This window comes from Rhabdobacter roseus (assembly GCF_014202275.1).
GTDB lineage: Bacteria > Bacteroidota > Bacteroidia > Cytophagales > Spirosomataceae > Rhabdobacter > Rhabdobacter roseus.
The window spans coordinates 95036-119535 of sequence record NZ_JACHGF010000001.1; the positions used below are offsets into that span (position 1 = coordinate 95036).

The following is a 24500-nucleotide window of genomic DNA, read 5'->3' on the forward strand; positions in this document are numbered from 1 at the left end:
ATCATGGCAATTTTAACCCAAGAAGAAGCGAAGAAAATCATTGATAAGGTACTTTCGTACTCCAAAGCCGACGAAATGAGCGTGGGCCTTTCGGGCAGCCGTACCGGCAACATTCGCTACGCCCGCAATACGGTCTCGACCAGCGGCGAAACCAACAACCTCTCGCTGGCCGTAACGGCGGTGTTTGGCAAGCGCTCGGGCACGGCTACCATCAACGAGTTCGACGACGCCTCGCTCGAGAAGACGGTCCGGCGGGCGGAGGAGATCGCGCAGCTGGCTCCCGAAAACCCCGAGTACATGCCCATGCTCGGGCCCCAGAAGTACCTGGAAACCAAAACCTACGCCGAAAGTACCGCCAAGATCAATCCCGAGTTCCGGGCGCAGGCGGCTTTTGACAGCATTGACCCGTGTAAGAAAAAGAACCTCACCGCCGCCGGGTACCTGGAAGACACCACCGGCTTTTCGTCGTTTGGCAACAGCAAAGGCCTCTTTGGGTACAACAAGGCTACCTCCGTGGACTTCTCGATCACGGTCCGTACCGCCGACGGGCTGGGCTCCGGTTACGCCATTCGGGACGTCAACGATGTGGCGAAGCTTAGTACCAAGGCGGCCACCGAAATCGCCATGCAGAAGGCCCTGGCTTCGTCCAAGGCCCAGGCGCTGGAGCCCGGCAAGTACACCGTGATCCTGGAACCCACCGCAGCCGTAGACCTGCTGGAAAACATGATGCGCAGCATGGACGCCCGCAACGCCGACGAAGGCCGGAGCTTCCTCAGCAAGCGGGGCGGCGAAACCCGCCTGGGCGAAAAGCTCTTCGACGAGCGGGTTACGATCTACTCCGACCCTACCAACCCGGACATTCCCGGCTCGCCTTACGCCGGTGGTGGCGGAGGGCGCTTTGGCGGCGGCGGTGGCGACGGCCGCCCGCAGGAAAAGGTCGTTTGGATCGAAAACGGGGTGGTTAAAAATATGTACTTCTCGCGCTACTGGGCCGAGAAGAAGGGCGTCAAAGCGGTGCCGCCGCCTTCGGGTTTCATCATGGCGGGAGGTACCCAGTCGCTGGCCGACCTCATCAAAAGTACCGAGCGGGGCATCCTCGTCACGCGCTTCTGGTACATCCGGGCCGTCGATCCGCAAACGCTGCTCTACACGGGCCTCACGCGTGACGGTACTTTCTTCATTGAAAACGGCCAGATCAAGTACCCCGTCAAGAACTTCCGCTTCAACGAGAGTCCGGTGATTATGCTCAATAACCTGGAGGCCATGGGCAAGCCCGAGCGCAGCGGAGGCAACCTCATTCCGCCGCTCAAGATTCGGGACTTCACCTTTACGAGCCTTTCGGACGCCGTGTAGGTACTTCAAGAAGGGAAGCACCGTCCAAAGTACCCGGACGAGCTTCCCTTCTTTTGTATACCCAGTACCATTCATAAAAATATATTTCCGCACATCCCTTTGCTACTGTACTTTTATTTGGCTTTTGATTACAATTACAGAACGTAGATTGACACGTTAGTCTAAAAAGATATTATGCCGATAGTTATATTCGATACAAATGTATACAGAAATCTTGCGAGAGCTTTTAGGGGCATAAGTATACAACAAAGAAAACTTCAGTTAATCTCTTTATTTAATAAGGAACTAAGTCATCAGCATTCAAAAGAGCTCAACTTCTGGGTTATATGTGAATTGATAAAAAATCTTGAAGATTCAAATAAAGACAATAGAGATTGTGAACTTGCGCTGAGCATTGCTTTAGAGCACTGCACTCACATGGGAAAATTAATGGTTTCACCACCTATTCAAATTGACATTGCTGAACATTATAATTTAAACAACATTAAACAGCATTATTTAAAAGTTTATACAGATCTCATTAACGTTTGCTATGAGTATATCAGTAATGGCAAAAATAATATCGCTAATAGCTATATAGCTAGTGCAGGAAGTTATATTGAAGACACTAAGCAACAGATGATTAATGGGTATACTGCTGCAAAAGAGGATTTGAAACTAAACTGGAGCTTTACAAGAGCTAACTGATAAAAATTTTATTGACGAAGAAGCATACAAAATGATTGTGCGTTCTATTTTATATAGCACGTTAAAAGCGCATATAAATTCAGCAGAGATAACAAATGAAGATATATCATATTTTTTGGATAAATTCTATTATGGCTTAGCAAGAGCATGTAAAGTTATTGGTAAAGATCCAAATGGTAAAAAATTTGATAAGAATATAATTGATATAGCACTCTGCTTGAGAATAGGAAAAGATGACAACCGAACTCTTGTAAGCAATGATGGAAAAGGCAATAATGAGGGTATTCTAAACACCTTTAGATCTCACAATGTTTATCCAGAAAAGGGTATTTGTATTAATGACTATTTTAACAAAATTGGCTTTGATCTAACGTTAACCACCTAAAAACTAGCCGTGAATCGACGAGATTTTCTACAACTATCCGGACTAGGTACCGCCGGAGCCCTCATGCTCCCTACCTTTCCGACGTTGGGCCGCGCCGTAGCGCCCGAAGCTTTGCTGGAAAGCCCCCTGGATGTAGCCCTAAAAAAACGCCTGGCCGACGCCGCTCTTAACGCCGCCACCGCCAAGGGTGCCTCCTACGTGGATGTGCGGATCGGGAGGTACCTGAACCAGTACGTAGTGACGCGCGAAGACAAGGTGCAAAACCTGGTGAATACCGAGTCGTACGGTGTGGGTGTGCGGGTGATCGCCAACGGTTGCTGGGGCTTCGCCGCCGTCGTCGACGCCAAGGACGAAGCCGCCACCGCCCGGGCCGCCGAGCAGGCCGTGGCCATTGCCAAAGCCAACGCCAAGCTCCTCAAAGAGCCCGTGCAGCTCGCCCCGCAGAAAGGCTTCGGTGAAGTGAGCTGGAAAGCGCCCATTACCAAAAATGCCTTTGAGGTACCTATCAAGGAAAAAGTAGATCTGCTACTTTCGGTCAATGACGCTGCCCTGAAAAACGGGGCCAACTACGTGAATTCCGTCCTGTTCATGGTCAATGAGCAAAAGTACTTTGCCTCTACCGACGGCTCCTACATCGACCAGGACATCCACCGCATCTGGCCCATCTTCAACGTCACGACGATTGACCCCAAAACGGGTAAATTTGAAACCCGGCAGTCGCTCAGCGCGCCGGTGGGCCGGGGCTACGAGTACCTACAGGCCAACCCGTCTGACAAGGTAACGGGCGTCACGACCCGCTACAACACCCGCTACGACATGCTGGAGGATGCCACGGCCGCCGCCCAGCAAACCAAGGAGAAGCTCACGGCCAAGTCGGTAGAAGCCGGGAAATACGACCTGGTACTGGACCCGTCGCACCTCTGGCTCACCATCCACGAGTCGGTGGGCCACCCGCTGGAGCTCGACCGCGTGCTGGGCTACGAGGCCAACTTCGCGGGTACTTCCTTCGCGACGTTGGACAAGTGGGAATCCAAGAATTTCAAGTACGGCAGCCCTCAGGTAACGCTCTTTGCCGACAAGCAGCAGGAAGGCTCGCTGGGCGCGGTAGGCTGGGACGACGAAGGCGTAAATACCAAGCGCTGGGATTTGGTGAAGGAAGGTACCTTGGTGAACTACCAGGCCATCCGCGACCAGGCGCATATCATTGGCGAGAAAGAGTCGCACGGCTGCTGCTATGCCGACAGCTGGTCGTCAGTGCAGTTTCAGCGGATGCCGAACGTGTCGCTGGCACCGGGCAAAAGTCCGCTGTCGGTGGATGAGCTGATCAAGGATGTCCAGAAAGGCATTTATATCATCGGCGACGGTTCGTTTTCCATTGATCAGCAGCGCTACAACTTCCAGTTTGGCGGGCAGCTTTACTACGAAATCAAAGACGGAAAGATTGCCGGAATGCTCAAGGATGTAGCTTACCAGTCCAACACGCAGGAGTTCTGGAATTCGTGCGTGAAAGTATGCGACGAGCGCGACTACCGCCTGGGCGGTTCGTTTTTCGACGGCAAAGGGCAGCCCAGCCAGTCGAGCGCCGTGTCGCACGGTAGTTCGACGGCCCGCTTCAACGGTGTGAACGTCATCAATACCGCGCGTAAGATTTAATCCTTCTCATTCTTTTTTGAAGCACTACCACTATGTCAATCATACTTTCTGAATCCGAAGCCAAAGCCTTGCTGCAAAAGGTACTTAGCTACTCCAAAGCGGACGAATGCGAGGCCAACCTACTGGGTGAGCAGCGGGGAAACATCCGCTACGCCCGCAACGAAGTATCCACCAGCGGCTCACTGACCAACCAAAACCTGACCGTGCAATCGGCATTTGGCAAAAAAGTCGGTGTTGCGTCCATCGACGAGTTCGACGACGCTTCGCTGGAAAAAGTCGTACGCCGCTCGGAGGAGCTGGCCCGGCTTGCGCCCGAAAATCCCGAGCACGTAGGGGTACTTACCCCCCAAAAGTACGGTACTTCGCAGGGGTACTTTGATTCGACGGCCAAGCTGGACCCGGCGGCCCGGGCCGAAGCCGTGGCTAAAAGCCTCCAGCTCACCCGCGAGCAGGATCTGAATGCGGCGGGTTTTCTGGAAGATCGTCACGGGTACTCGGCCATGATGAATTCCAAAGGATTGTTTGCGTATTATCCAAGTACCAACGTCAACTTTTCCCTGACCGTCCGGACCAACGACGGCAAGGGCTCTGGCTACGTGGCTCGCGGCTACAGCGACTTTAAAAAGCTGGATACGGGCGCCGCTACGCGCATCGCGGCCCAGAAGTGCCGGGGCTCCGCCGACGCCCGCGCGCTGGAACCCGGCAAGTACACCGTCATTCTGGAGCCCACGGCGGCGGCCGTACTGATGGAAAATATCTTTTACAGCCTCGACGCCCGCAGTGCCGACGAGGGCCGGAGCTTCCTGAGCAAGCCGGGAGGTACTACCAAGCTGGGTGAAAAACTAGTGGACGAACGCGTGACGATCTACTCCGATCCGGCCCATCCCGAACTACCCGCTTCACCCTGGGCGGGCGATGGCCGAGCACAGGAAAAAATCAACTGGATTGAGAAAGGGGTCATCAAAAACCTGGCGTACTCGCGTTTCTGGGCGCAGAAAAAAGGCGTGAAAGCGGTACCTTATCCCAGCAACTTCATCATGAATGGCGGTACCGCTTCGCTGGAAGAGATGATCAAAAGTACCCAGCGCGGTATCCTGGTCACGAAGCTTTGGTACATCCGGCCCGTGGACCCCCAGACGCTGCTCTATACCGGCCTGACGCGCGACGGTACTTTCTTCATCGAAAACGGACAGATCAAATTTCCGGTTAAAAATTTTCGTTTTAACGAAAGTCCGATCATCATGCTCAACAACCTGGAAGCCCTGGGCAAACCCGAGCGGGTGGTCAGTACCGAGTCGGACAATAACTACCTGATTCCGCCGATGAAAATCCGGGAATTTACCTTTACAAGCTTATCAGACGCCGTGTAGTGTTGCTAAAAAGGCCCGGAATCGTTATCTTTGGTAGCTTTTCCGGGTTTTGTAACTCTTTTGAACGAATTACTGCTATGATCGAAAACCGCGTTGCCGACTTACTGGAAGCACCCGATGCCAAGCTGGTGATCGAGCGGGTGCAGGCTATTCTGGAAGACGAAGCCCAGCGCCGCCAGACTTTTCGCGAATGGCTCACCGACGACGTCAAGGCCGAGTTTATCAACGGAGAGGTAATCATGCATTCTCCCACGAAGCGTCGGCACCTGGAAGCTACCGCTAACTTAACTACCCTCCTGAGGGTCTATGTACATTTACATGATTTAGGAACGGTAGATTCCGAAAAAGCGCTCGTGGGCCTTACCCGCAACGACTACGAGCCCGACATCTGCTACTGGAACCAGGAAACCGCCGCTACGTTTCAGGAAGACCAAATGGAGCACCCAGCACCGGATCTGGTGGTGGAGGTACTTTCCCGAAGCACCACGGGCCGCGACCGGGGCGTGAAGTTTGAGGACTATGCCGCCCACGGCGTACGCGAATACTGGATCATCGACCCCGTGCGCCAGGCCGTGGAGCAGTACCAGCTGGATACGGCCACGATGGCCTTCGCGTCGGTAGCGGTGCTGTACCTGGATCAAGACGACACCCTGGAAGCCCTGACCGTACCTGGCTTCCGGATTCCGGTAAAAGCCATTTTTGATAAAAAAACCAACGTAGAAACCTTGCAGGTACTGATGGCAAAGCCGTCTTCTTAGTTTTGATGCACCACCTGCTCAACGCGAAATACCCACTTTTGAAGCCTTTCTTTTTCACCCGACTTCAATATAATTCCGGCAACTGGGATACGGATCAGCGCATGCCCTCCAACCTGCTGCATTCGCTGGTAGAATACACTACCCTACCCGTAGATGAAAAGGAAAAGGTGGTGAAGCTGGGCAGCAGCGAAATCTACCGGAGCCCCTTCTGCTACCTGAGCGGGCACAAGCTCGTGGAGTTTTCGACCCAGGAGCGCGAAACCTTCAAGACCTACGTACAAAACGGCGGCTTTGTGTTTGTGGACGACTGCAACCACGACATCGACGGCCTCTTTGCCAAATCATTCGAGCAGGAAATGGCCCGTACCTTTGGCCCCAAAGCGCTCCAGAAAATTCCCAACGACCACCCGCTCTACACCTGCTTTTTTGAGTTCAAAGACGGTCCGCCCACGACCTCCTTCGAGCTCAATGGCTGGGGCGATGACCTCGTGCATGACTACCTCAAAGCCATCCTGATCAACGGCCGCATCGGGGTACTTTACAGCAATAAAGACTACGGTTGCGAGTGGGATTACGATTTTCGCAACAAACGCTGGCTCGCCGAAGACAACACCAAGTTCGGCGTCAACCTAGTGATGTATGCCTTAACAGCCTAACAACATTGGAAAAGAACCAGGAATTAGCCCATTACCAACAGTTAGTGGCCCAACTACCCCAACTGCGGCAGGAAATCGGAAAAGTGATCGTGGGGCAGCAGCAAGCCCTCAACGAAATGCTCATCGCGCTGCTGGCGGGCGGGCACTGCCTGCTGGAGGGCGTACCGGGCCTGGCCAAAACCCTGATGGTGAAGACGACCGCCGAAGCCCTGGCGATGGATTTCAAGCGCATTCAGTTTACGCCCGACCTCATGCCGGGCGACATCGTCGGGACCGAGATCCTGGAAGAAGACCACGAGACGGGGCGGAAGTTTTTTAAGTTCAACCAGGGCCCGCTCTTTGCCCACGTGGTACTGGCCGACGAGATCAACCGTACGCCGCCCAAAACCCAGGCAGCCCTGCTGGAAGCCATGCAGGAGGGACGCGTGACCTACGCGGGCGTAGATTACCCCCTACCCCGTCCTTTTTTCATCATTGCCACGCAAAACCCCATCGAGCAGGCAGGTACCTACCCCTTGCCCGAGGCGCAGCTGGACCGCTTCCTGCTGTATATCAAGCTCAACTACCCCTCCGAAACCGAAGAGCTGCAGGTACTTCGCTCCACCACCGGCACTAACCGCCCCGTGCTGAATACGGTACTTTCCGACGAACAGATCCTGGACCTACAGCGCCTCACCCGGCAGGTACACATCAGCGACGAGCTGCTGGGGGCCATCAACCGACTGGTGCGGGCCACCCGCCCCGAAGGTACTCCTTCGGACTTCGTGAAGCAGTGGTGCGACTGGGGCGCGGGTCCGCGGGCGGGGCAGGCGCTGGTACTTTGTGCCAAGGCCAACGCCGTACTGCACGAGCGCTTCGCCGTCGTACCCGACGACATCCGGGCGCTGGCTTTTCCGGTGCTACGCCACCGGATCGCGCTCAACTTCAAGGCTGAGGCCGAAGGCATCACGCCCGACCGGGTCATTGAAGCACTGGTAAAAGAAATGAAACTCTAGGAATTTTTAGCGGCAAAAGTACCTGTACCAAAGACAAGTACCTTGGTGCATAGCAAAGCAAACAGCGCATGGCGTTTCGGACGACGGATTTGGTCAAACTCAACAACCTGCAACTGGCCGGTAAGCTCATCAGCGACGAGCTCCTGCTGGGCATTCACGGCAGCCGCCGGGCGGGCGTGGGGGTGGAGTTTGAGCAGTACCGCCACTACGAGCCCGGCGACGACCCCAAGCGTATCGACTGGAAGCTCTACGCCCGTACCCAAAAACACCTGGTGCGGGAGTCGGCCGTGGAAAGTAGCCTGCACCTGCGCTTTTTGCTGGACTTGTCGGGCTCGATGAACTACGCCGAAGCGGGCGTAACCCGGCTCGACTACGCCAAGCTGATCCTGGCGTCGCTGGCCTACCTGGGCTACCGCCAAAGCGACGCCATGAGCCTGTACGGCCTGCGGCAGGATGGTCTGCTGCCGCTGGTACCGGCGGGCAAGCAGGCGTTTCAGAAAATACTGGCGGCGCTCCAGAAAGCCGAGGCCAGTGGTCCCTGGCGCCACGAAGACCCGCGCTTTCCCGACCTGCAAACCCGGCAAAAAGAGCTGCTGATCCTGGTGTCGGACTTTTTACAAGCAGGCGACGAATGGCTACGCCTGATCCAGGCCCTGGCGGGGCCGCGCCGGGAGGTAGTGATCTTTCAGGTATTGGGTGAGCAGGAAACGGACTTCGACCTGCGGGGTTTCTACCGCTTCGAAGACCTGGAAACGGGCCGCCCCGTGGAAGTACAGGGCGAGGCCGTGCGTGAGCACTTCCGCCAACAGGCGTTGGAGTACCTGCAAAACCTCGACCTGGCCCTCCAGCGCCCCCACGTGCAGCTACTCCGGGTGCGGCTGGGCGAGCCCCTGGCCCCCGTATTAAGAACCTTTTTAGCCCGACGAAGCCCCTGATGGAATTTCTGCAACCATACCTGCTTTGGGGTACTTTGGCGGTGGCCATTCCCGTCGTGATTCACCTGTGGCACCAGAAGAAAGGGACCGTACTGGCCTGGGCAGCTACCCAGTGGCTTAGCGAAAAAAACCAGCAACCCCGGCGCGGCCTGCGGCTGGACCAGCTCTTGCTACTGCTGCTGCGTTGCCTGCTTATTGTGCTGCTGGCGCTGCTGCTTAGTGAGCCCTTTTTTTCAAAAGAAAGTACGGCAAGTACCCCTACGAAGATTCACCTGGTGCAGCCTGACGCTTTCCTGACCGATAACTTCCGCTTTGAACTGGAAGAAGCCCTGAAAAAGGGGGAAGCCCTTTACTGGATCGCCGCGCCGCCGCAGGCCGCCGAGGCGCTTAGCCCCCTGCCTACTTCGGCTTCGTTTTCGCCCCAGGTACTTCAGGCGGCGCTGAATACGTTTCGTTCGCAACCGGCGGAGCTGCACCTGTACCTGCTTAACAACCGGCCGCTGGCCGCCTGGCCCCGCCTGGAAGTACCCGCGCCTTACCAGCTACACACCGCTTTCGACTCCCTGACGCCCCGCCCGATCCCCTACTGGGCGCTGGACGCCGACCGGGCGCTCTACATCCAGGACGCCAACCGCCTGGAGGTAGCAAGTACCCCCACGGGTACGGGCAAGCCGGTTCATGAAGGCGAGCTTCGCGTGCTGCTGGCTGACCTCGACCCGGAGGAGCGCACCACGCTCGAAGCGGCCCTGCGCGCGCTGGCGGAGGTGTATACGCTACCCATTACGGTACATACCTCGGCCCGTGGCGAGGCCAAGTACGATCTGATTTTTACCCAAAAAATACCCAACCCACAAACGCCCGCCACGCTCTACATCGTTACGGGAGAAGCTTCCCTAAGTACCCAGGCCGCGCGCATACACTGGCCCGAGCGGCTCACCCCGGAGGCTTCGGCGCTGGTGGCCAGCGGACAACTACCCGAGTGGATCGGGCAGCAGTTGCTGAGCCACTGGGGGCTTGCCGCGGCGGAGGTACCTTTGAGTACGCAAGAATTAAACACGTTGTTTGTGGCCGCTCCGCAATCCGCCCGGCCCGCCTCAGCCCTGCCACAAGGGGTACTTTGGCTTGTGTTTTTAGGGGTACTTTGGGTAGAACGATGGCTGGCTTTAACCCGAAACGCATGAACGAACTACAGCGCCTGATTACGTCCGTGAGCTACCAGCTCTACCTCAACGCCCTGCTGCGCTGCCTGCTGCTGGCGGGGTCGGTTTTTCTGTTGACCCTGGCGCTGGGTACCTCCGTCGGGCTGGCGCTGGGCGTGGCGGCACTGGGGCTGATCAGTGGTATTTTTTTGACCAAAATGTACCAAAACAAAAAACCGGTGGCCATTTCGCTCCTCCACCAGCGCGTGGAAGGTACCGAGTATAGCCTGGAGCTTTTGACCAAAAAAGAACTCAACCTGGCCGAGCAACTCCAGCTACAGCGCCTGAGCGCGCGCGCCGCCCAGGTACCTACGCCGACGGTCCTTTTTGCGCAGCTTCCGGCCTACGGAGCCCTGCTGTTGCTGGCGCTGGGTACCTACTACTTCCTGCCTAAGCTCCTAGCCGCTCCGGCGGCCAAGACCGAAAACCAAATTCAGGAAACGAAAGTACCCCAGATACCCCGCTCGGTGGCCGTGGCGCTGCAATCAGCGAGGCTGAGCGTGCAGCCTCCCGCCTATACGGGCCTACCGGGCACCAGTACCTCCGAGCTGAACGCGGCGGCGATCGTGGGCTCCCAGCTCACCTGGCGGCTGCAATTCAACGCACCGGAGGGACTGTCGGTACGGCTCACCAACCAGCGCGGCGCGGAGGTACCTTTCCGCCGGGCCGAGGGGTACTTTACCTACGCCGACCGCCTGCTGCACTCGGGGCTCTACGCGCTGCGCGCCTACCGGGACGACTCGCTGGTGTACCAGTCGGACTACTACCAGCTGGAAGCGCAGCCCGACCTGCCGCCCAAGATCGAGCCCGCCAGCAAGGAGCTGTACCAGTACCACCTGCTGAAAGATCCGAAAACGATGCGCGTATCGGCCCGGATTTCGGACGACTTCCGCGTGCAGCAGGCGTTCATCGTGGCTACGCTGGCGCGGGGCTCGGGCGAGAACGTGAAGTTTCGGGAGGTACGGTTTCCGTTGGATAAAACCAATTTTAAAGAAAGTACCCTGACCAAAAACATCGACCTGAAAGCGCTCGGCTTTGCGCCCGGCGACGAGCTTTACTACTACTGGGCGGCCCTCGACAATAAACAGCCGGAGGGGAATTTTACCAAATCTGATACCTACTTTGTGGTCTATAAAGACACCGCCCAACTGGCCGACGCCGAACTAGCCACGATGGCCGTGAACGTGATGCCCGAGTACTTCCGCAGCCAGCGGCAGATCATCATCGACACCGAAAAGCTGCTGGCGCGGCGCAAAAAAATAAGTACCAAGGAATTTAACCATATCTCTAACGAGATCGGTTTCGACCAAAAGGTACTTCGGCTGCGCTACGGGCAGTTTTTGGGTGAAGAATTTGAAACGACCATCGGTGGGGGCAACGCCCTGCCTACCGACGGCGAGGGCGACGTGGTGGCGGGTTTTGCCAACCTGAAAGCCTTCACGCACGACTCCGACCACAGCGAAGTGGAGCACGACGGGCACGATCACGGCCACGCGCACGCCCACAACCACGCGCCGGCCGCGGGTAGCGACGACAAAGACCCGCTGGCGGCCCTCATGGAGCAGTACATTCACTCGCACGACGACGCCGAGACCAATACTTTTTACGAACAATCGACCCGTAGTTTGCTGAAAATGGCGCTGGAGCAAATGTGGCAGTCGGAGCTGCACCTGCGTATGTACGAGCCGGAGCAGGCGCTGCCCTACGAGCAAAAGGCACTGGAGTACCTCAAGATTGTCCAACAGAAATCCCGCGCCTACGTCAAGAAAAGTGGGTACGATCCGCCACCGCTCAAAGAAAAGGAAAAGCGCCTCACGGGCGAGCTCGGCAAAATTAACCCGCGCCTAAGCCAGGAGCGTCGCTACCTCCCCCAGCCCGTGCGGGAGCGGGCAGCCAAAGTACTGGGCTACCTGGAGCTGACTACCCTCTCGGCGGCGCAGCGGCAGCAAGTACAGCAGCTGGGCCATGAGCTCAGTGAGCAGGCGCGGAGCAGCGGGCCGCCCGACTGGGCTCTGCTGGGTACTTTGCAAAAAATAGCCAGCGCCCAGGTACTTTCGGCTCCCGAAAAAGAGAAGCTCCAACGTACCCTCTACGGCCTGGTGCGGGGCAGCGACCCCAGCCCCACGACAGCCCCGCAGACGGCCGAACCCAAACTCCAACAAGCTTTCTGGCGTCATTTGCAATGATTACGTTTGATCCCCGCGCGGAAATTTCAGGTACTTACGCGCCCGTCGGCTGGCTGGTGGGCATACTTCTGGGGGTACTTTTGGTAGGTACTTTGTACAAGATTTTTACGAGCAAGGTACTTTCAAGCCGCCGCAAAGCCGTGCGAAGTACCCTGCACGGGCTGCTGGTGTTGGTGCTGGCAGGGTACCTGCTCCAGCCCGCCTGGCCGCGCCGCGATACGGCCCGTCACGCCTGGGTGGTAAGCGAGGTGGTACCTTCGGCCTGGAAAAGAAAAATACAGGATAGCTTGGGGGTGAAAAAGCTCCTCAGCGAAAACGAATTCAGCGAGTCCCTCGAAGAGTCGCTTGGAAAGCCCCTCGTCGAGGCCAGTCGCTACGATTCGGTGACGCTGGTAGGGCAGGGCTTTTCGGAAACAATGCTGAGCCAGGTACCTTTGAGCCGCCTGGCCTGGGTACCTTACTACCCCGACGACCAGCCCTCCGCGCTGCACTGGCAAGGCCTGCTGCGGCAGGGCGAGCTTCAGCGGGTTACGGGCGTGGTGCAGTCGGCCCGCAGGCAGTGGCTGGCCGTACGCTACGCCGGGCGCACGCTCGACAGCCTGGAAGTACCCGCGGGGCAGCAGCCTTTCGCGCTCGAATTTCCCGCCTTCGCGCAGGGACGCAGCACGGTAGCGCTTACGTTGGGTGAAAAAGTACTGGACTCGCTCCGTTTCTTCACGCGCCCGGTGCCGCCGCTTCACTTCCTGCTGGTACTGGGTAGTCCCGACTTCGAAAGCCGCACGCTGGCCGAGTGGCTGGGGCGGCAGGGCCATACGGTGCGGGTGAGTACGAGCGTGTCGCGGGGCATTCAGAGCGAGGTTACGATCAATGCTTCCGCCAGCAGCGCCAAGGTACCCGACGTGATCCTGACCGACCCGGCCCACGCTTCCGACGCGCGCGTGAAGCGCGCCCTGACGGCGGGCAAGAGCGTGGTTTTCTTCAACCTCACCCAGCCCCAAGCCGAAGTACCCGCCATCAACCGCGCCCTGGGAAGTACCTTTGCCCTGAAGCAAATTTCCAGTGAGGCTACGGTACCTATCCAGAAAGAATTGCTGGCCCTGCCCTACGCCTTCACCACCCGCCTGGGACAAAGCCAGGTACCTGGCTACCCCGTGGCGGTCCAGAAGCGGGAAGGTACCCTGGCCGTAAGCCTGCTGACCGAAACCTTTCCGCTGCGGCTCAGCGGCGACAGCCTGGCCTACGAGCGGCTGTGGCTGAGCCTGCTGGCCAGGGTGCAGCCCGCCTTTGCTGACCACATCGCCGTCGACGCTCCGCTGCTCGCCCGGCAGGAGGGACGCCTGGCGTTCACGAACTTCGGGCAGGTACCTGAGGCGGTAACGATCGGGCAGGATACGGTGCCGCTGAGGCACTCGCCCATCAACCCGAGGGCGGCGGAAGTGAAGTACCTCTTTGGCCGGGCGGGCTGGGTACCTCTGGCCGACTCCCTGGAAATCTACGTGGATAGCAGCAGTAGCGTAGCATCCTTCGCGCGCCTGGCCGGGTACCTGCGGGCGCAGCCCACCGTGGGCGCAGGGCTAGTAGCCCCGGCCGAGCCGTCGGGGCAGCGCCTGCCGGGTTGGGCCTGGCTCCTACTGCTCATTACTTGCCTGACGGCCCTGTGGGTAGAGCCCAAAATAGCGTAGGGAAGGTACTTCACGGTAAAGTACCTTCCCTACGCGGCCTTTCAAAAAGGTACTTTATTTAATCCGATTGAAGACGAAAAGATCCACGAAAGCCCACTGGCCGCCTTCGGACTTGCCGCGCTGAATTACCAGCTGGTCGGGGCGGCGGAGCTCGTAAATGATCCGGACGGAGGCGTCGTCTTTTTCAAACAGCGCTTGTCCTTTCTTAGCTTCTATAAAACGGTAGCGGTCGGCCACTTCTTTTTCCTCCACCGAAATCATACCCGGCCGGAAGTGCTTCACCATGGCTACGGGGCCGTTTTCGCCCTGCTCGAAGGCAAATATTTCGTAGAGGGTGGCTTTGTCGTCTTTCATCATCCGGATAAAACCCGCCACGTTGTTGCCGGCCGGGGCAGTCCAGGCGGCGTCGATGGGGCCTCCGTTGTAGGTACCCTGCCAGCGGCCATCCAGGAAGCTGATGTCGGCCAGGGTACCTTTTTTAGGGGTACTTTGGGCATGGGCCAGGGTGCAGGTACCCATAAGTACCAGGGCGAAAAAAAACAGGCGGCGCGTCAGTATCTGCATAAAGGTTTGGGGTTTGATAAGTGGGGGCGCAAGTTAAAGAAATTTCAATTGCGCCAGTACCTGCCAAAAGTACCCGTAGGTACCCGGTCTACCCGCCAATGAAGGCTAAATAGTTGGTGGCGTTGATGAGTCGAAAAGAGGCGTCGGGGTACGCGGTTGCAAAGGCTTTGGGTACTTTGGCTTGCTCGGCTTTCCACTTAAACTCAAAGGCGGATAGTTGTCCATTTTCATATTCCAGCCAGTCGATTTCCTGATGGTCATAGGTACGCCAAAAATAGTACTCGGGCTGCCGCTGGGCGTAGTGGAGGTACTTGATCCGCTCGCTGACGAGGTAGTTTTCCCACAGTTCTCCCACGTCCGTACGCAAGGCCAGCGGCCGAAAGTCGTTGAGGACGGCGTTTCGTACGCCGTTGTCCTGAAAGTACCAGCGGGCTGTTTTGGTCACCTCTTTCCGCAGGTTCCGGCTGAAGCCGCCCACTTTGCGGAGCACGAATACTTTCGTCAATAGATCCAGGTACTTCTCGACGGTATTTTTGCTAAGTTGCAATTGCTTGCCCAGCTCATCCATCGACACCTCTTTTCCCACCTGAAAGGCCACCAGCCGCAGCAAATCTTTCACTTTGTCGGCATTGCGTATGCCTTCGTAGGCAAGAATATCTTTTAGTAGGTACGCCTGCACCAACTCTCGCAGATACAGCTCTTTTTCTTTGGGGGTAGTTTGTTGAAATAATTCAGGATACCCGCCATACAGCAGGCGTTCCTCCCGGTTTTGAAGTACCTGAAAAGGATTTTCGTAGGAACGCAGTTCCTGCTGTGCGATGGGATACAAATAATGAAAGTAGGCGCGCCCCGTCAGCGGCTCACCCGAGCGTTGGGTCAGGTCGAAGGCCGACGAGCCCGTAGCCAGCACGCGTATGCCCGGAAGGTGGTCCACGATCAATTTCAGGATTTTCCCAATTTCCGGAATGGCCTGGGCTTCATCAAGGATCAGCAGTTCTACTCCAGCCAGTATCCGCTGGTAGTTGGCCACGCTGCGCTCAGCGAGCAAAGCCTGTACCTGCACATCTTCTCCCTCCAGCACAAGTAGCTTGTAAGGTACTTCCCGGCCTATTTTTTGGATCAAGTGGGTTTTACCTACCCGCCGGGTACCTACCAGGATATTTACCTTATTGGGCCGAAGCGAATCCAGAATATTTTTTTTCAAAAGACGATCTACTTCCATAAAAATGTAAATTCAGTCAGTATGTTGACGCAATTTAGCCAAATTCAGTCATTACGTTGACGCAATTTACAGTTTATACCAAAAAACAGCCGCGCCGGAAGTACCGGGCGGCTGTTGGGATTTAACCAAAAAGGCTATATTTAAAAGGGAAAGGTCAGATGGTTTCGACGGCCACTTCTTCCTCTTCCACGACTTTCTTTTTCCGGAACCACTTATCGCGTACGCGCTCGTTGACGTAGTACATACACGGCACGATCACGAGGGTGAGGACGGTCGAGAACGTAAGGCCAAAGATGATGGTCCAGGCCAGGATGTTCCAGAACACGGCGCTGTCGCCACCCAGGGCGATGTTGGGCGCAAAGTCACGGAACAGTCCGACGAAGTCGATCGACAAGCCCAGCGCCAGCGGAATGAGCCCGAGTACCGCGGCGGAAGCCGTGAGTAGTACGGGGTTGAGCCGGATGGCACCGCCTTCGATGATGGCCTCGCGCAGGGAATACCCGCGCTCGCGAAGCTCGTCGATGAACTCGATGAGCAGAATCCCGTTCTTGACCACAATCCCCGCCAGGGCGATGATCCCGACGCCGGACATGATGACCGAGAAGGTCTTGTCAAAAATAATGAAACCTAAAAGTACCCCGATGAGCGAGAGTAGGATGGTAAAGAAAATGATCAGAGGCTTCACGACGGAGTTGAACTGCGTGGCCAGGATCAGGTAGATCAGCAGAATGGCCGCGCCAAAGGCTCCCACCAGAAAGTTCATTGACTCTTCCTGGTCTTCCTGCTCGCCTCCCATCTTTACGGTATAGCCGTTGGGTACGTCGATGTCTTGCACTACTTGCTGTATCTGGGCTACGATCTCGTTGGCGTTATAGCCGGGTAGTATGTCGGAGCTGAGCGTAACGATCCGCTCCTGATCCTTGCGGTTGATCTGGCTGAAGGTAGTCGAGTAATTGATGTTGGCTACCGACGAAATAGGTACTTGGCGCAATGCCCCGCCGGAGTTCATGTCCCGGTACACAATATTCATGCTCAGGAGCCGTTCGATCTGATCGCGGTCTGCTTTTTTGAGCCGAACCATGATGGGGTACTCGTCATCGGTATCGCGGAACTTGGAGATCTCGGTACCAAAGAGCGCGGTCCGCACGGCAAAGGCAATCTGCTGGGAGCTGATGCCCTCGCGCTGGGCTTTTTCGCGGTCGATGTTGATGGTAATTTCGGGCTTGTTGGTGACGAGGTCGGACCGTAGCTGGTCGATTCCCTCGATTCCCGAAGCCTGTACTTGCTGAAGTACCTGCTTTTCGAGCCGTTGGAGTACATCGAACTCATCGCCCGAGATTTCGATGGCAATGGGCTTACCCGTAGGAGGGCCGTTGGCTTCGCGCTCCACGGAGATCTCCGAACCCGGAATACCTACCAGTGCTTCCCGTATTTTAATGAGAATCTCTTCGCTAGAGCGGCCATCCCGGTCTTCGCCCTTCACAAAGGCCACCGTCACCTTGGATTTGTGGGGCGTGGCGGCGCGGTCGGGGTTGCTAGGGTCACCGGCGTTTTTCCCTACGTTGGAAATCACGGAATTGACCATGCCCATGGCGTCGTTTTGCTCCAATACCGCGAATACCTTTTTCTCGATCACCTTCGTGACGGAGTCCGTGACGCGGGCGTCGGTACCGATGGGCAGCTCGTTATAAACGTACACGTAGTCAGGGTCGCCGCTGGGGAAGAAGATAACCTTAGGCTGCACGATGCCCGTCAGCACGAAAGTAAAGACCAATAGTACTACCATGCTCGCAATGGCTACCACGGGCCGCCAGCCTTTGATCAGCCAGGTAATGAGCTTGCGGTAGTTGTCGCGCAGGGCGGGTAAGAACCGATCTTGAAAACGAACCAGGATTTTGGGCGTCAGGATGTAGTAATTAAAGACGTACAGCGCCAGAATGAACAGGATAAAGTTGCCGATACCGCGGTCGATCAGGTACCCGATCAGCGCGGCTGCACCCAGTACAATCAGCGGGCGGCGAATAGCCTTGAAGCTGGTATCGTGCTCTTTCTTGGTGTCGTCGTGGCGTTTCATAAACGACACGGCAAACACCGGGTTGATGACGTAAGCCACAAATAACGACGACATGAGCGTAAGAATGAGCGTAAGCGGCAGGAACTTCATGAAATCCCCGACGATACCCGGCCAGAACAGCAGCGGAAAGAAGGGCGCGATGGTGGTGAGGGTACCTGAAAGTACCGGCACGAATACCTCCCCGGCCGCTACTTTGACGGCCTTCTGAATGGGCCAGTCTTTGTGTTGGTTAAACAAGCGGTGGGTATTTTCGATCACCACGATGGCGTCATCTACCACCAGCCCGATTCCCAGCAGGAACGCAAAGAGCACGATGGTATTCAGCGTGAAGGCCGTGCCCACAATGGGCCCGATAATGGGCATGAGCACAAACGCCACCAGCGCCGACAGCGGCACCGAAAGCCCCACAAAGATGGCGTCGCCCACGCCCATGAAGAACATCAGAATGAGTACCACAAAGATGAAGCCCAGGATAACGGTGTTGATGAGCTCGTGGAGGTCGGCGCGGGTACGTTCGGACTGGTCGGCCGTAATGAGAATATCCAGCCCCTGAGGAAAGCGCGTTTCCTTGTATTCGGCAATGGTGGCCTCGATGCGGTCCGATGCTTCGATCAAGTTGGCCCCGGCCCGTTTGATGACGTTGAGCGTCACGACGGTTTTGTTGTTGAGGCGGGCAAAATCCTGCTGCTCCTCGAAGCTGTCCTGTACCTCGGCCACGTCGCCCAGGCGTAGTACCGCCCCGGTATTGGTGCGAATGCGCAGGTTGGCGATCTGGCTCATTTCGCTAAATTCACCCTTGACGCGCAACGTACGGCGCACGCCGTCAACGCTGAGCTCACCACCCGATACGTTTACGTTTTCACCCTGTACGGCGGTTTGGATGTCATAAAAGGTAAGTCCGGCGGCCTGCATCCGCGGTAGGTCCAGGTTGATCTGTATTTCGCGATTCAAAGCCCCAACGATGTCCACACGGCTGATTTCCGGCATGGCCTCGATGGCATCCTGCATGTCTTCGGCGTACTCTTTGAGCTGCTTCAGGGAATAGTTACCGGCCATGTTGATGTTCATGATCGGAAACTCCGAGAAGTTCACGTCCTGGGCCGTGGGGCCGGAGTCGAGCTCCTGGGGTAGGTCGCGCTTGGCTTTGTCGATGGCGTCGCGTACCCGCTGCAGGGCGTCTGACACTTCTACGTCGGGGTTAAATTCCACCAGGATCACGGATACATCCTGCAAGGCATTGGATTTGATCCGCTTCACGCCCGAGATAGACTTCAGTTGCTTCTCGATGGGCTTGTTGATGGTATTCTCCACGTCGGCCGGAGCGGTACCAAAGTACACCGTATTGATGTATACCTGCGGTATCTTAATGTCCGGAAACTGTTCCTTGGGGAGGTTGTTGTAGATCATAAGCCCCGCCAACGTAATGATGAACGTAAAGATGTAGATCGTCGTACGGTTCTCTACGCACCAGTTGGTAAAGCCCATCGTTTTATGATTATCTACTTGCATAGTTTGGTTTTAATTAAGAATCGGAAAGGGGTACTTTCCGTAATTCGGTTTGAGAGTCTCATTCACAGTCGCGTTGGAAAACACTGCGGCCGGGGCCGTCAGCAACGTAAGGCTGGGTTGTTGGGTTAAAAACTGACGGTCTGGCCATCGGCTACTTCCTGGTACCCCTGCGTGATCAGCTGGTCGCCCGCCTGTAGTCCTTCCACGATCTCCACTTTGCCGCTATAGCTCAGCCCGGTTTTGACGGTTTTGGCTTTGGCTACTTTTTTGTTGCCTTCGGTGGTCGCTACGTACACGACCTGTCCCTTCTCGGTACTTTGAATCAGGTTTTGGTCAATGACCAGGGCGTCTTTCTTGGTGGCGTCGTTGATCTGCACCTGGGCCAGCATGTTGGGCTTGATGGCACTGCTGGAGGGCAGGTTAGCCTCAATGGTGAAGGTTCGGCTTAAAGGGTCCACCGTGGTACTTACGAACGTGACGCGGGCCTTGTACTCCTGGTTTAGGTCAGGAAATTTGATCAGAACCTCGTCGCCTTTACGAATGCTGGCGGCGTAGGTATCCGACACCTTGGCTACGACCTTCAGGTTGCTCAGGTTGACCAGACGCACCACGCCCACACCCGGAGCGGCCATTTCACCTACCTTGATGTTCACCTGGTCTACCACGCCCGAGATGGGCGCAACGATGTTGGACTGCGCCAATTGCGTGTTGAGCGTAGCCAGCTTCTTATCCAGCGACTCCATGTTGTTTTGAGCCTGTAGAAACTGCAACTCGGTACCTATTTTCTGATCCCAGAGGTTTTTCTGCTTTTGGTACAGGGTAGTAGCCAGCGAAAGCTGGTTTTTTACTTCCTCAATCGACTGCCGCAAAATGCTGTCGTCCACTTTGGCCAGGGTACTTCCCGCTCTTACCTGGTCGCCCTCTTTGACGTACACGGCCGTCACGGCCCCGCCCGACTGCGGCGTTACCAGCACGTTGTTCTTGGCGTCCACGGAGCCCTGCATTTCTACGTAGTGGCGAAAGGTACCTGGCTCCAGGGTGCCTACGGTAACGGCTTTTGTGCGTTGCTGTTCGGCTGCTTTCGGATCGAGCTTGGTGATCTCTCCTTCCAGCGTTTTGATGCGCTGCGAAAGCTCCCGCTGTTCGGTTTTGAGCTGGGCCAACTCTTCCCGTTTGGCTTCAACTCCTTCTTTTTTCTCTCCTGAGCAGGCTGCTATAAATAAAGCAACGGCGCTGAGTAGTAGGGTGGTAGGTTTCATAATGTATCGATAGTAGCTGTTTCTGAGTTTCATTGGGTATAGATTGGAATAAAGTTATTTCCCGGCTTCGGAATAGAGCTCTCCTTTGGCCCGGCGAAGATCGACGTTCGCAATCAGCAAGTCGAAGAGCGAGGCAAAGTAGTTGGTCTGGGCTTCCTTAAAAGATGATTCTGCGTTGATGACCTCGATGTTGGAGCCAACTCCTTCCTTGTATTTGATCTTGGATACCCGCACTACCTCCTGGGCCAGATCCACGTTACGGCGCTGGGTTTCGAGCGTGGCGAAGGCGTTGGCGAGGTTGATGTTGGCCTGCCGTACTTCCAGGTCGATGGACTGCTCCAGGAGTGTTTGGCTTTGGCGGACTTTGTTTTGGGTAACCCGGGCCTGCTGCAGCTGGTAATGCTTCGTCATACCATCAAAGATAGGTACCTGTACGTTGAGCGTGATGGCGGCGTTGTTAAACCAGCGGGTGGTAAATAAATCGCCAAGATTGTCCCGCCCGTTGTTGTGGCCGTAGCCCGCCGAAAGCGATACTACGGGTAAGTACCCACTCCTAATGTTACGGATGTCCAGCCCGGCCAGCTCGTTCTGGGTTTTGAGAAGCGAGTACTCGATGCGGTTGTCGTAGTCGGCAGCTTCCCGGCGGACGGGCCGCAGGGATTCAATGTTTAGATCGTTGATTTTATCCGTGAGTGTGAGCGGGTCGTCGAGCGGCATGCCCATCTGGTACTTCAGCAGCGTGTAGCTGAGCTCAATGAGGTTCTGCACGTTCTGGCGCTCGGTTTTCAGGTTGTTGAGCTGTACTTCCAGCCGGTCTACGTCGATGCGCTCCACAAAACCGCTTTCGTTCAGCGCCCGGGTTTCGCGCATCAGGGTATCCAGCCGCTCGATGTTCAGGTCCAGTACCTTGGCGCGTTCCTCGGCTACCTGGGCCGAGTAGTAGGCCTTGGTCACGGCGTCAGCCACGGTGACCTTCGACTGCGTCACGTTTTTCTGGGCCAGCTCCCGGTAGGTAGCCGCGGCTTTGAGCCCCACAAAGTAAGAGCCGCTAAAGATGAGCTGATTGAGCGTAGCGCCGGCATTGCCCAGGTACTTTACCCCAAAGGCAATAGCCACCGGTGGCGCATCTGCTGGTACGCTCGGATCACCAAAAGCATTGGGAGGTAGAAAAACACGCTGGATGATCAGGTTGTCCGTAACACTAAAGTTAGCGCTCACCTGCGGCAGTCCTGCCGCGCGAATTTCCCCGATGCGGGCTTCGGCCGACACGGCGTCCAGCTGGGTGTTCTTAATGTTCAGGTTTTGCCGCAGGGCGTAGTCTACCGCCTGCTGCAAGGAGAAGCTATTTTCCTGGGCTTTCAGCGGTGCCATACTGAGTAGTAGGGCCAGGCCGATGAGTCCGTTTCGTAAGAGGGATACTCGTTTCATGGGTTGTTTGGTTCAATTGCTGACTGTTCTAGGTAGTGGTTGTAAAGTTGAAATCCTTTTTCGGTCAGAAGGCCGCGCAGAAAATGGTGCAGAAACTCCATCTGGACGTCGATCATGGAAAAACGGCTGGGTGGAAAAATCGACGGATCGAAGGCCATTTCCACTTGCTCGAGACGAAGGCGAGAAAGGATTTCCACGTTGAGGTCGGGTCGGTACAGTTCCAAGGCTATGCCTTGCTCCAGATTACGCCGGATGCTCTTCATCATGTGCTGCTGCTTATGAGCCTGAAACAGGTTCCAGGCCTTGGGATAGTACTTCTTGAGGTCGTAGAGCAACACGGGGTTCATGGAGGCCAGCTCCTTGCTGAGGTAACGGGAAGCCTGTAGCATTTCATCCACCGGGTTTTGCGCCTCGATCTCGAGCTGGGATATATCGGAGCGCTCACATGACAGTTCCATCCCTACCACTTCGTTGATGATCGCATCTTTATCCGCAAAATGCTGGTAGATGGTTTTCTTGGATATGCCTAGTTCCCGGGCCATGTCGTCCATGGTTACGCTCTTGACTCCGTACCGCCAAAATAGTTTTTCTGCCGTTTCCAGTATTCGGTCTCTCACTTCCTCCTAGTTGAAATTTTCTAATGCTGAGAACCGAGGAAACTTTAAAAAGGTTCTTGGTTTCCGTCCGGATTTTCGAAAAACCCTTTCAGAAACGACAATCAATGAGTTTTTTGTGATGAATGGTGATTATCAATGATAATTGGCTAATAAACATCCTAATTATTAATTGTACTTTTCTAAGCAAGCGCTAATTTTCCACGTAACAAAACTAGAAGGCACCGTAGCCAGGAACAACGATAAATCGATGAAAGGGAGATTTATGGGTATGAACACGAAAAATCGCGGGATAAAGTAATTGGGCGGGAATGATTATTGTCCGGACAGTGTTTGGATAAGACGTAATTAATAGTCAATTTCGCACCCCCTCTATCTAAAAGAAGATCAAGCCATTAACCCATTTACGCCCCATACGAAAGAATGAAAAGCTACATTGACCTGATTCAGCAAACGTTCGAGTTCCCGACCATGGAGTTTAACGTTGAAAATAACGAGTTGCTGTTCAACAATGTACCTCTGATGGACATCATCGAGGAACATGGCACCCCCCTCAAATTAACCTACCTGCCCAAGATCGGAGAGCACATCGAAAATGCGCGGATGTTTTTCCGGAATGCTTTCAAAAGGCATAACTATAAAGGTAGCTATACCTACTGCTACTGCACCAAATCGTCGCACTTCAGCTTTGTGCTGGAAGAAGCGTTGAAGCATAATATTCACCTCGAAACGTCTTCGTCCTTCGATATTCCGATTATTCGGGAGCTCTACCGGCGCGGTAAGGTGAGCAAGTCGACCTACATCCTGGCCAACGGCTACAAGCGGCCGCTGTACACGCAGTACCTCAGCGAGCTCATCAACGAGGGCTTCAACGTAGTACCTATCCTGGACAACCTGAAGGAAATCGAGTCGTACGAGCAGCTCGTGACCGCCGACAGCCTCAACCTGGGCATCCGCATCGCGACCGACGAGGAGCCGAACTTTGCGTTTTATACGTCGCGGCTCGGGATACGCTATAACGACGTGCAGCAGCTCTATAAAGAGAAAATTGAGCCAAACCCGAAGTTTAAGCTCAAAATGCTGCACTTTTTTATCAATACGGGTATTAAGGATAGCGCCTATTACTGGAGCGAGCTGACGCGGTTCATGTTTAAGTACTGCGAAATGCAGAAAATGTGTCCGGACCTGGATTCGATTGACATTGGCGGCGGACTACCCATCCAGACCTCGTTGCAGGCCAACTACGATTACCAGCAAATGATCGACGAGATCATCGAGAATATCCAGTGGATCTGCAACAAGAACAACGTACCCGTTCCGCACATCTTTACGGAGTTTGGTAGCTACACGGTAGGCGAAAGCGGCGCGGTGATCTACAAGGTGATCGACAAAAAGTTGCAGAACGACAAGGAACTTTGGTACATGATCGACGGCTCGTTTATTACGCACCTGCCCGACTCCTGGGGCATGAACCAGAAGTACATCATGCTGCCAATCAATAACTGGGACAATCCGTACCAAAAAGTAAACCTGGGCGGGCTAACCTGCGACTCGCAGGATTTCTACAATACCGAAATGCACAGCGCCGATCTGTACATGCCGATCTTCAGCGAAGAGGAAGACCAGTACATCGGGTTTTTCCATACGGGGGCTTACCAGGAGTCGCTGGGTGGGTACGGCGGGATTCAGCACTGCCTCATTCCGGCGCCCAAGCACGTACTCGTGGACCGCGACGCTGACGGCCGCATTACCACGCGTGTGTTTGCCAAGCCGCAAGACAGCGAGTCCATGATGCGCATTCTGGGCTTCCGCGACGAGTCGTACGTGCAGCAAGATACGCCTACTGAAGGAGAGCAGTCGAAGCCGGAAGAGTCCGAAGTACCCGAAATGGCTGATACTAAAAATTAGACGACTTCCATAAGTTGCAGGCATCTAATTCGTTATACAGTCGGTTCTTGCTAAAAGTACCGG

At 55.5% G+C, this 24500-nt stretch carries 19 protein-coding genes; 13 read left to right on the plus strand and 6 right to left on the minus strand.

What is annotated here, in order from left to right; all coding sequences use genetic code 11:
- The first annotated feature begins 3 nt into the window (after nucleotides 1-3).
- From HNQ92_RS00420 to HNQ92_RS00475, 12 genes are all read left to right on the plus strand, one after another.
- Nucleotides 4-1353 (plus strand): TldD/PmbA family protein, encoded by a 1350-nt coding sequence (locus HNQ92_RS00420; protein WP_184169338.1) that lies wholly within the window; start codon nucleotides 4-6, stop codon nucleotides 1351-1353.
- A 174-nt stretch (nucleotides 1354-1527) separates the two neighbouring features.
- Nucleotides 1528-2040, plus strand: a complete 513-nt coding sequence (locus HNQ92_RS00425; protein ID WP_184169340.1) for a hypothetical protein — start codon at nucleotides 1528-1530, stop codon at nucleotides 2038-2040.
- 31 nt (nucleotides 2041-2071) lie between these two features.
- The gene (locus HNQ92_RS00430) at nucleotides 2072-2425 is read left to right on the plus strand and encodes a hypothetical protein (RefSeq protein ID WP_184169342.1); all 354 of its coding nucleotides are present in this window, start codon (nucleotides 2072-2074) and stop codon (nucleotides 2423-2425) included.
- Between the two features lie 9 nt (nucleotides 2426-2434).
- Nucleotides 2435-4078 carry a metallopeptidase TldD-related protein gene (locus HNQ92_RS00435; protein ID WP_184169344.1) on the plus strand — a complete coding sequence of 548 codons (1644 nt, stop codon included), beginning with the start codon at nucleotides 2435-2437 and terminating at the stop codon, nucleotides 4076-4078.
- A 32-nt stretch (nucleotides 4079-4110) separates the two neighbouring features.
- The gene (locus HNQ92_RS00440; RefSeq protein WP_184169346.1) at nucleotides 4111-5448 is read left to right on the plus strand and encodes a TldD/PmbA family protein; all 1338 of its coding nucleotides are present in this window, start codon (nucleotides 4111-4113) and stop codon (nucleotides 5446-5448) included.
- Between the two features lie 77 nt (nucleotides 5449-5525).
- Nucleotides 5526-6206: a Uma2 family endonuclease gene (locus HNQ92_RS00445; RefSeq protein ID WP_184169348.1), complete on the plus strand. Its 681-nt coding sequence runs from the start codon at nucleotides 5526-5528 to the stop codon at nucleotides 6204-6206.
- Between the two features lie 38 nt (nucleotides 6207-6244).
- Nucleotides 6245-6862 carry a DUF4159 domain-containing protein gene (locus HNQ92_RS00450; RefSeq protein ID WP_184169350.1) on the plus strand — a complete coding sequence of 206 codons (618 nt, stop codon included), beginning with the start codon at nucleotides 6245-6247 and terminating at the stop codon, nucleotides 6860-6862.
- Nucleotides 6863-6867: 5 nt separating this feature from the next.
- On the plus strand, nucleotides 6868-7857 hold the full coding sequence (locus HNQ92_RS00455; protein ID WP_184169352.1) for an AAA family ATPase: 990 nt from the start codon (nucleotides 6868-6870) through the stop codon (nucleotides 7855-7857).
- Between the two features lie 68 nt (nucleotides 7858-7925).
- Nucleotides 7926-8792, plus strand: coding sequence for a DUF58 domain-containing protein (locus tag HNQ92_RS00460; protein ID WP_184169354.1), 867 nt, complete (start codon nucleotides 7926-7928; stop codon nucleotides 8790-8792).
- Nucleotides 8792-9973 carry a BatA domain-containing protein gene (locus HNQ92_RS00465; protein ID WP_184169356.1) on the plus strand — a complete coding sequence of 394 codons (1182 nt, stop codon included), beginning with the start codon at nucleotides 8792-8794 and terminating at the stop codon, nucleotides 9971-9973. The genes HNQ92_RS00460 and HNQ92_RS00465 overlap by 1 nt, the downstream gene beginning before the upstream one ends.
- Nucleotides 9970-12177 (plus strand): hypothetical protein, encoded by a 2208-nt coding sequence (locus tag HNQ92_RS00470; RefSeq protein WP_184169358.1) that lies wholly within the window; start codon nucleotides 9970-9972, stop codon nucleotides 12175-12177. Before HNQ92_RS00465 ends, HNQ92_RS00470 begins: the two co-directional genes overlap by 4 nt.
- A complete protein-coding gene (locus HNQ92_RS00475; protein ID WP_184169360.1) occupies nucleotides 12174-13859 on the plus strand; it encodes a hypothetical protein in 1686 nt (561 codons plus the stop codon). Before HNQ92_RS00470 ends, HNQ92_RS00475 begins: the two co-directional genes overlap by 4 nt.
- 54 nt (nucleotides 13860-13913) lie before the next feature.
- Here HNQ92_RS00475 and HNQ92_RS00480 read toward each other — a convergent pair whose 3' ends face one another.
- The 6 genes from HNQ92_RS00480 to HNQ92_RS00505 form a co-directional block, all read right to left on the minus strand.
- A complete protein-coding gene (locus HNQ92_RS00480; protein WP_221307347.1) occupies nucleotides 13914-14423 on the minus strand; it encodes a DUF6265 family protein in 510 nt (169 codons plus the stop codon).
- Between the two features lie 88 nt (nucleotides 14424-14511).
- The gene (locus HNQ92_RS00485) at nucleotides 14512-15627 is read right to left on the minus strand and encodes an ATP-binding protein (RefSeq protein ID WP_425504270.1); all 1116 of its coding nucleotides are present in this window, start codon (nucleotides 15625-15627) and stop codon (nucleotides 14512-14514) included.
- Between the two features lie 172 nt (nucleotides 15628-15799).
- Nucleotides 15800-19228, minus strand: a complete 3429-nt coding sequence (locus HNQ92_RS00490) for an efflux RND transporter permease subunit (RefSeq protein ID WP_184169364.1) — start codon at nucleotides 19226-19228, stop codon at nucleotides 15800-15802.
- A gap of 125 nt (nucleotides 19229-19353) precedes the next feature.
- Nucleotides 19354-20487 (minus strand): efflux RND transporter periplasmic adaptor subunit, encoded by a 1134-nt coding sequence (locus HNQ92_RS00495; protein WP_184169366.1) that lies wholly within the window; start codon nucleotides 20485-20487, stop codon nucleotides 19354-19356.
- A 54-nt stretch (nucleotides 20488-20541) separates the two neighbouring features.
- Nucleotides 20542-21915: a TolC family protein gene (locus tag HNQ92_RS00500; protein WP_221307348.1), complete on the minus strand. Its 1374-nt coding sequence runs from the start codon at nucleotides 21913-21915 to the stop codon at nucleotides 20542-20544.
- Nucleotides 21912-22532 carry a TetR family transcriptional regulator gene (locus HNQ92_RS00505; RefSeq protein WP_184169368.1) on the minus strand — a complete coding sequence of 207 codons (621 nt, stop codon included), beginning with the start codon at nucleotides 22530-22532 and terminating at the stop codon, nucleotides 21912-21914. The genes HNQ92_RS00500 and HNQ92_RS00505 overlap by 4 nt, the downstream gene beginning before the upstream one ends.
- A 420-nt stretch (nucleotides 22533-22952) precedes the next feature.
- Here HNQ92_RS00505 and HNQ92_RS00510 point away from each other — a divergent pair, with 420 nt between their 5' ends.
- Nucleotides 22953-24437, plus strand: a complete 1485-nt coding sequence (locus HNQ92_RS00510; protein ID WP_184169370.1) for a type III PLP-dependent enzyme domain-containing protein — start codon at nucleotides 22953-22955, stop codon at nucleotides 24435-24437.
- Nucleotides 24438-24500: the final 63 nt, after the last annotated feature.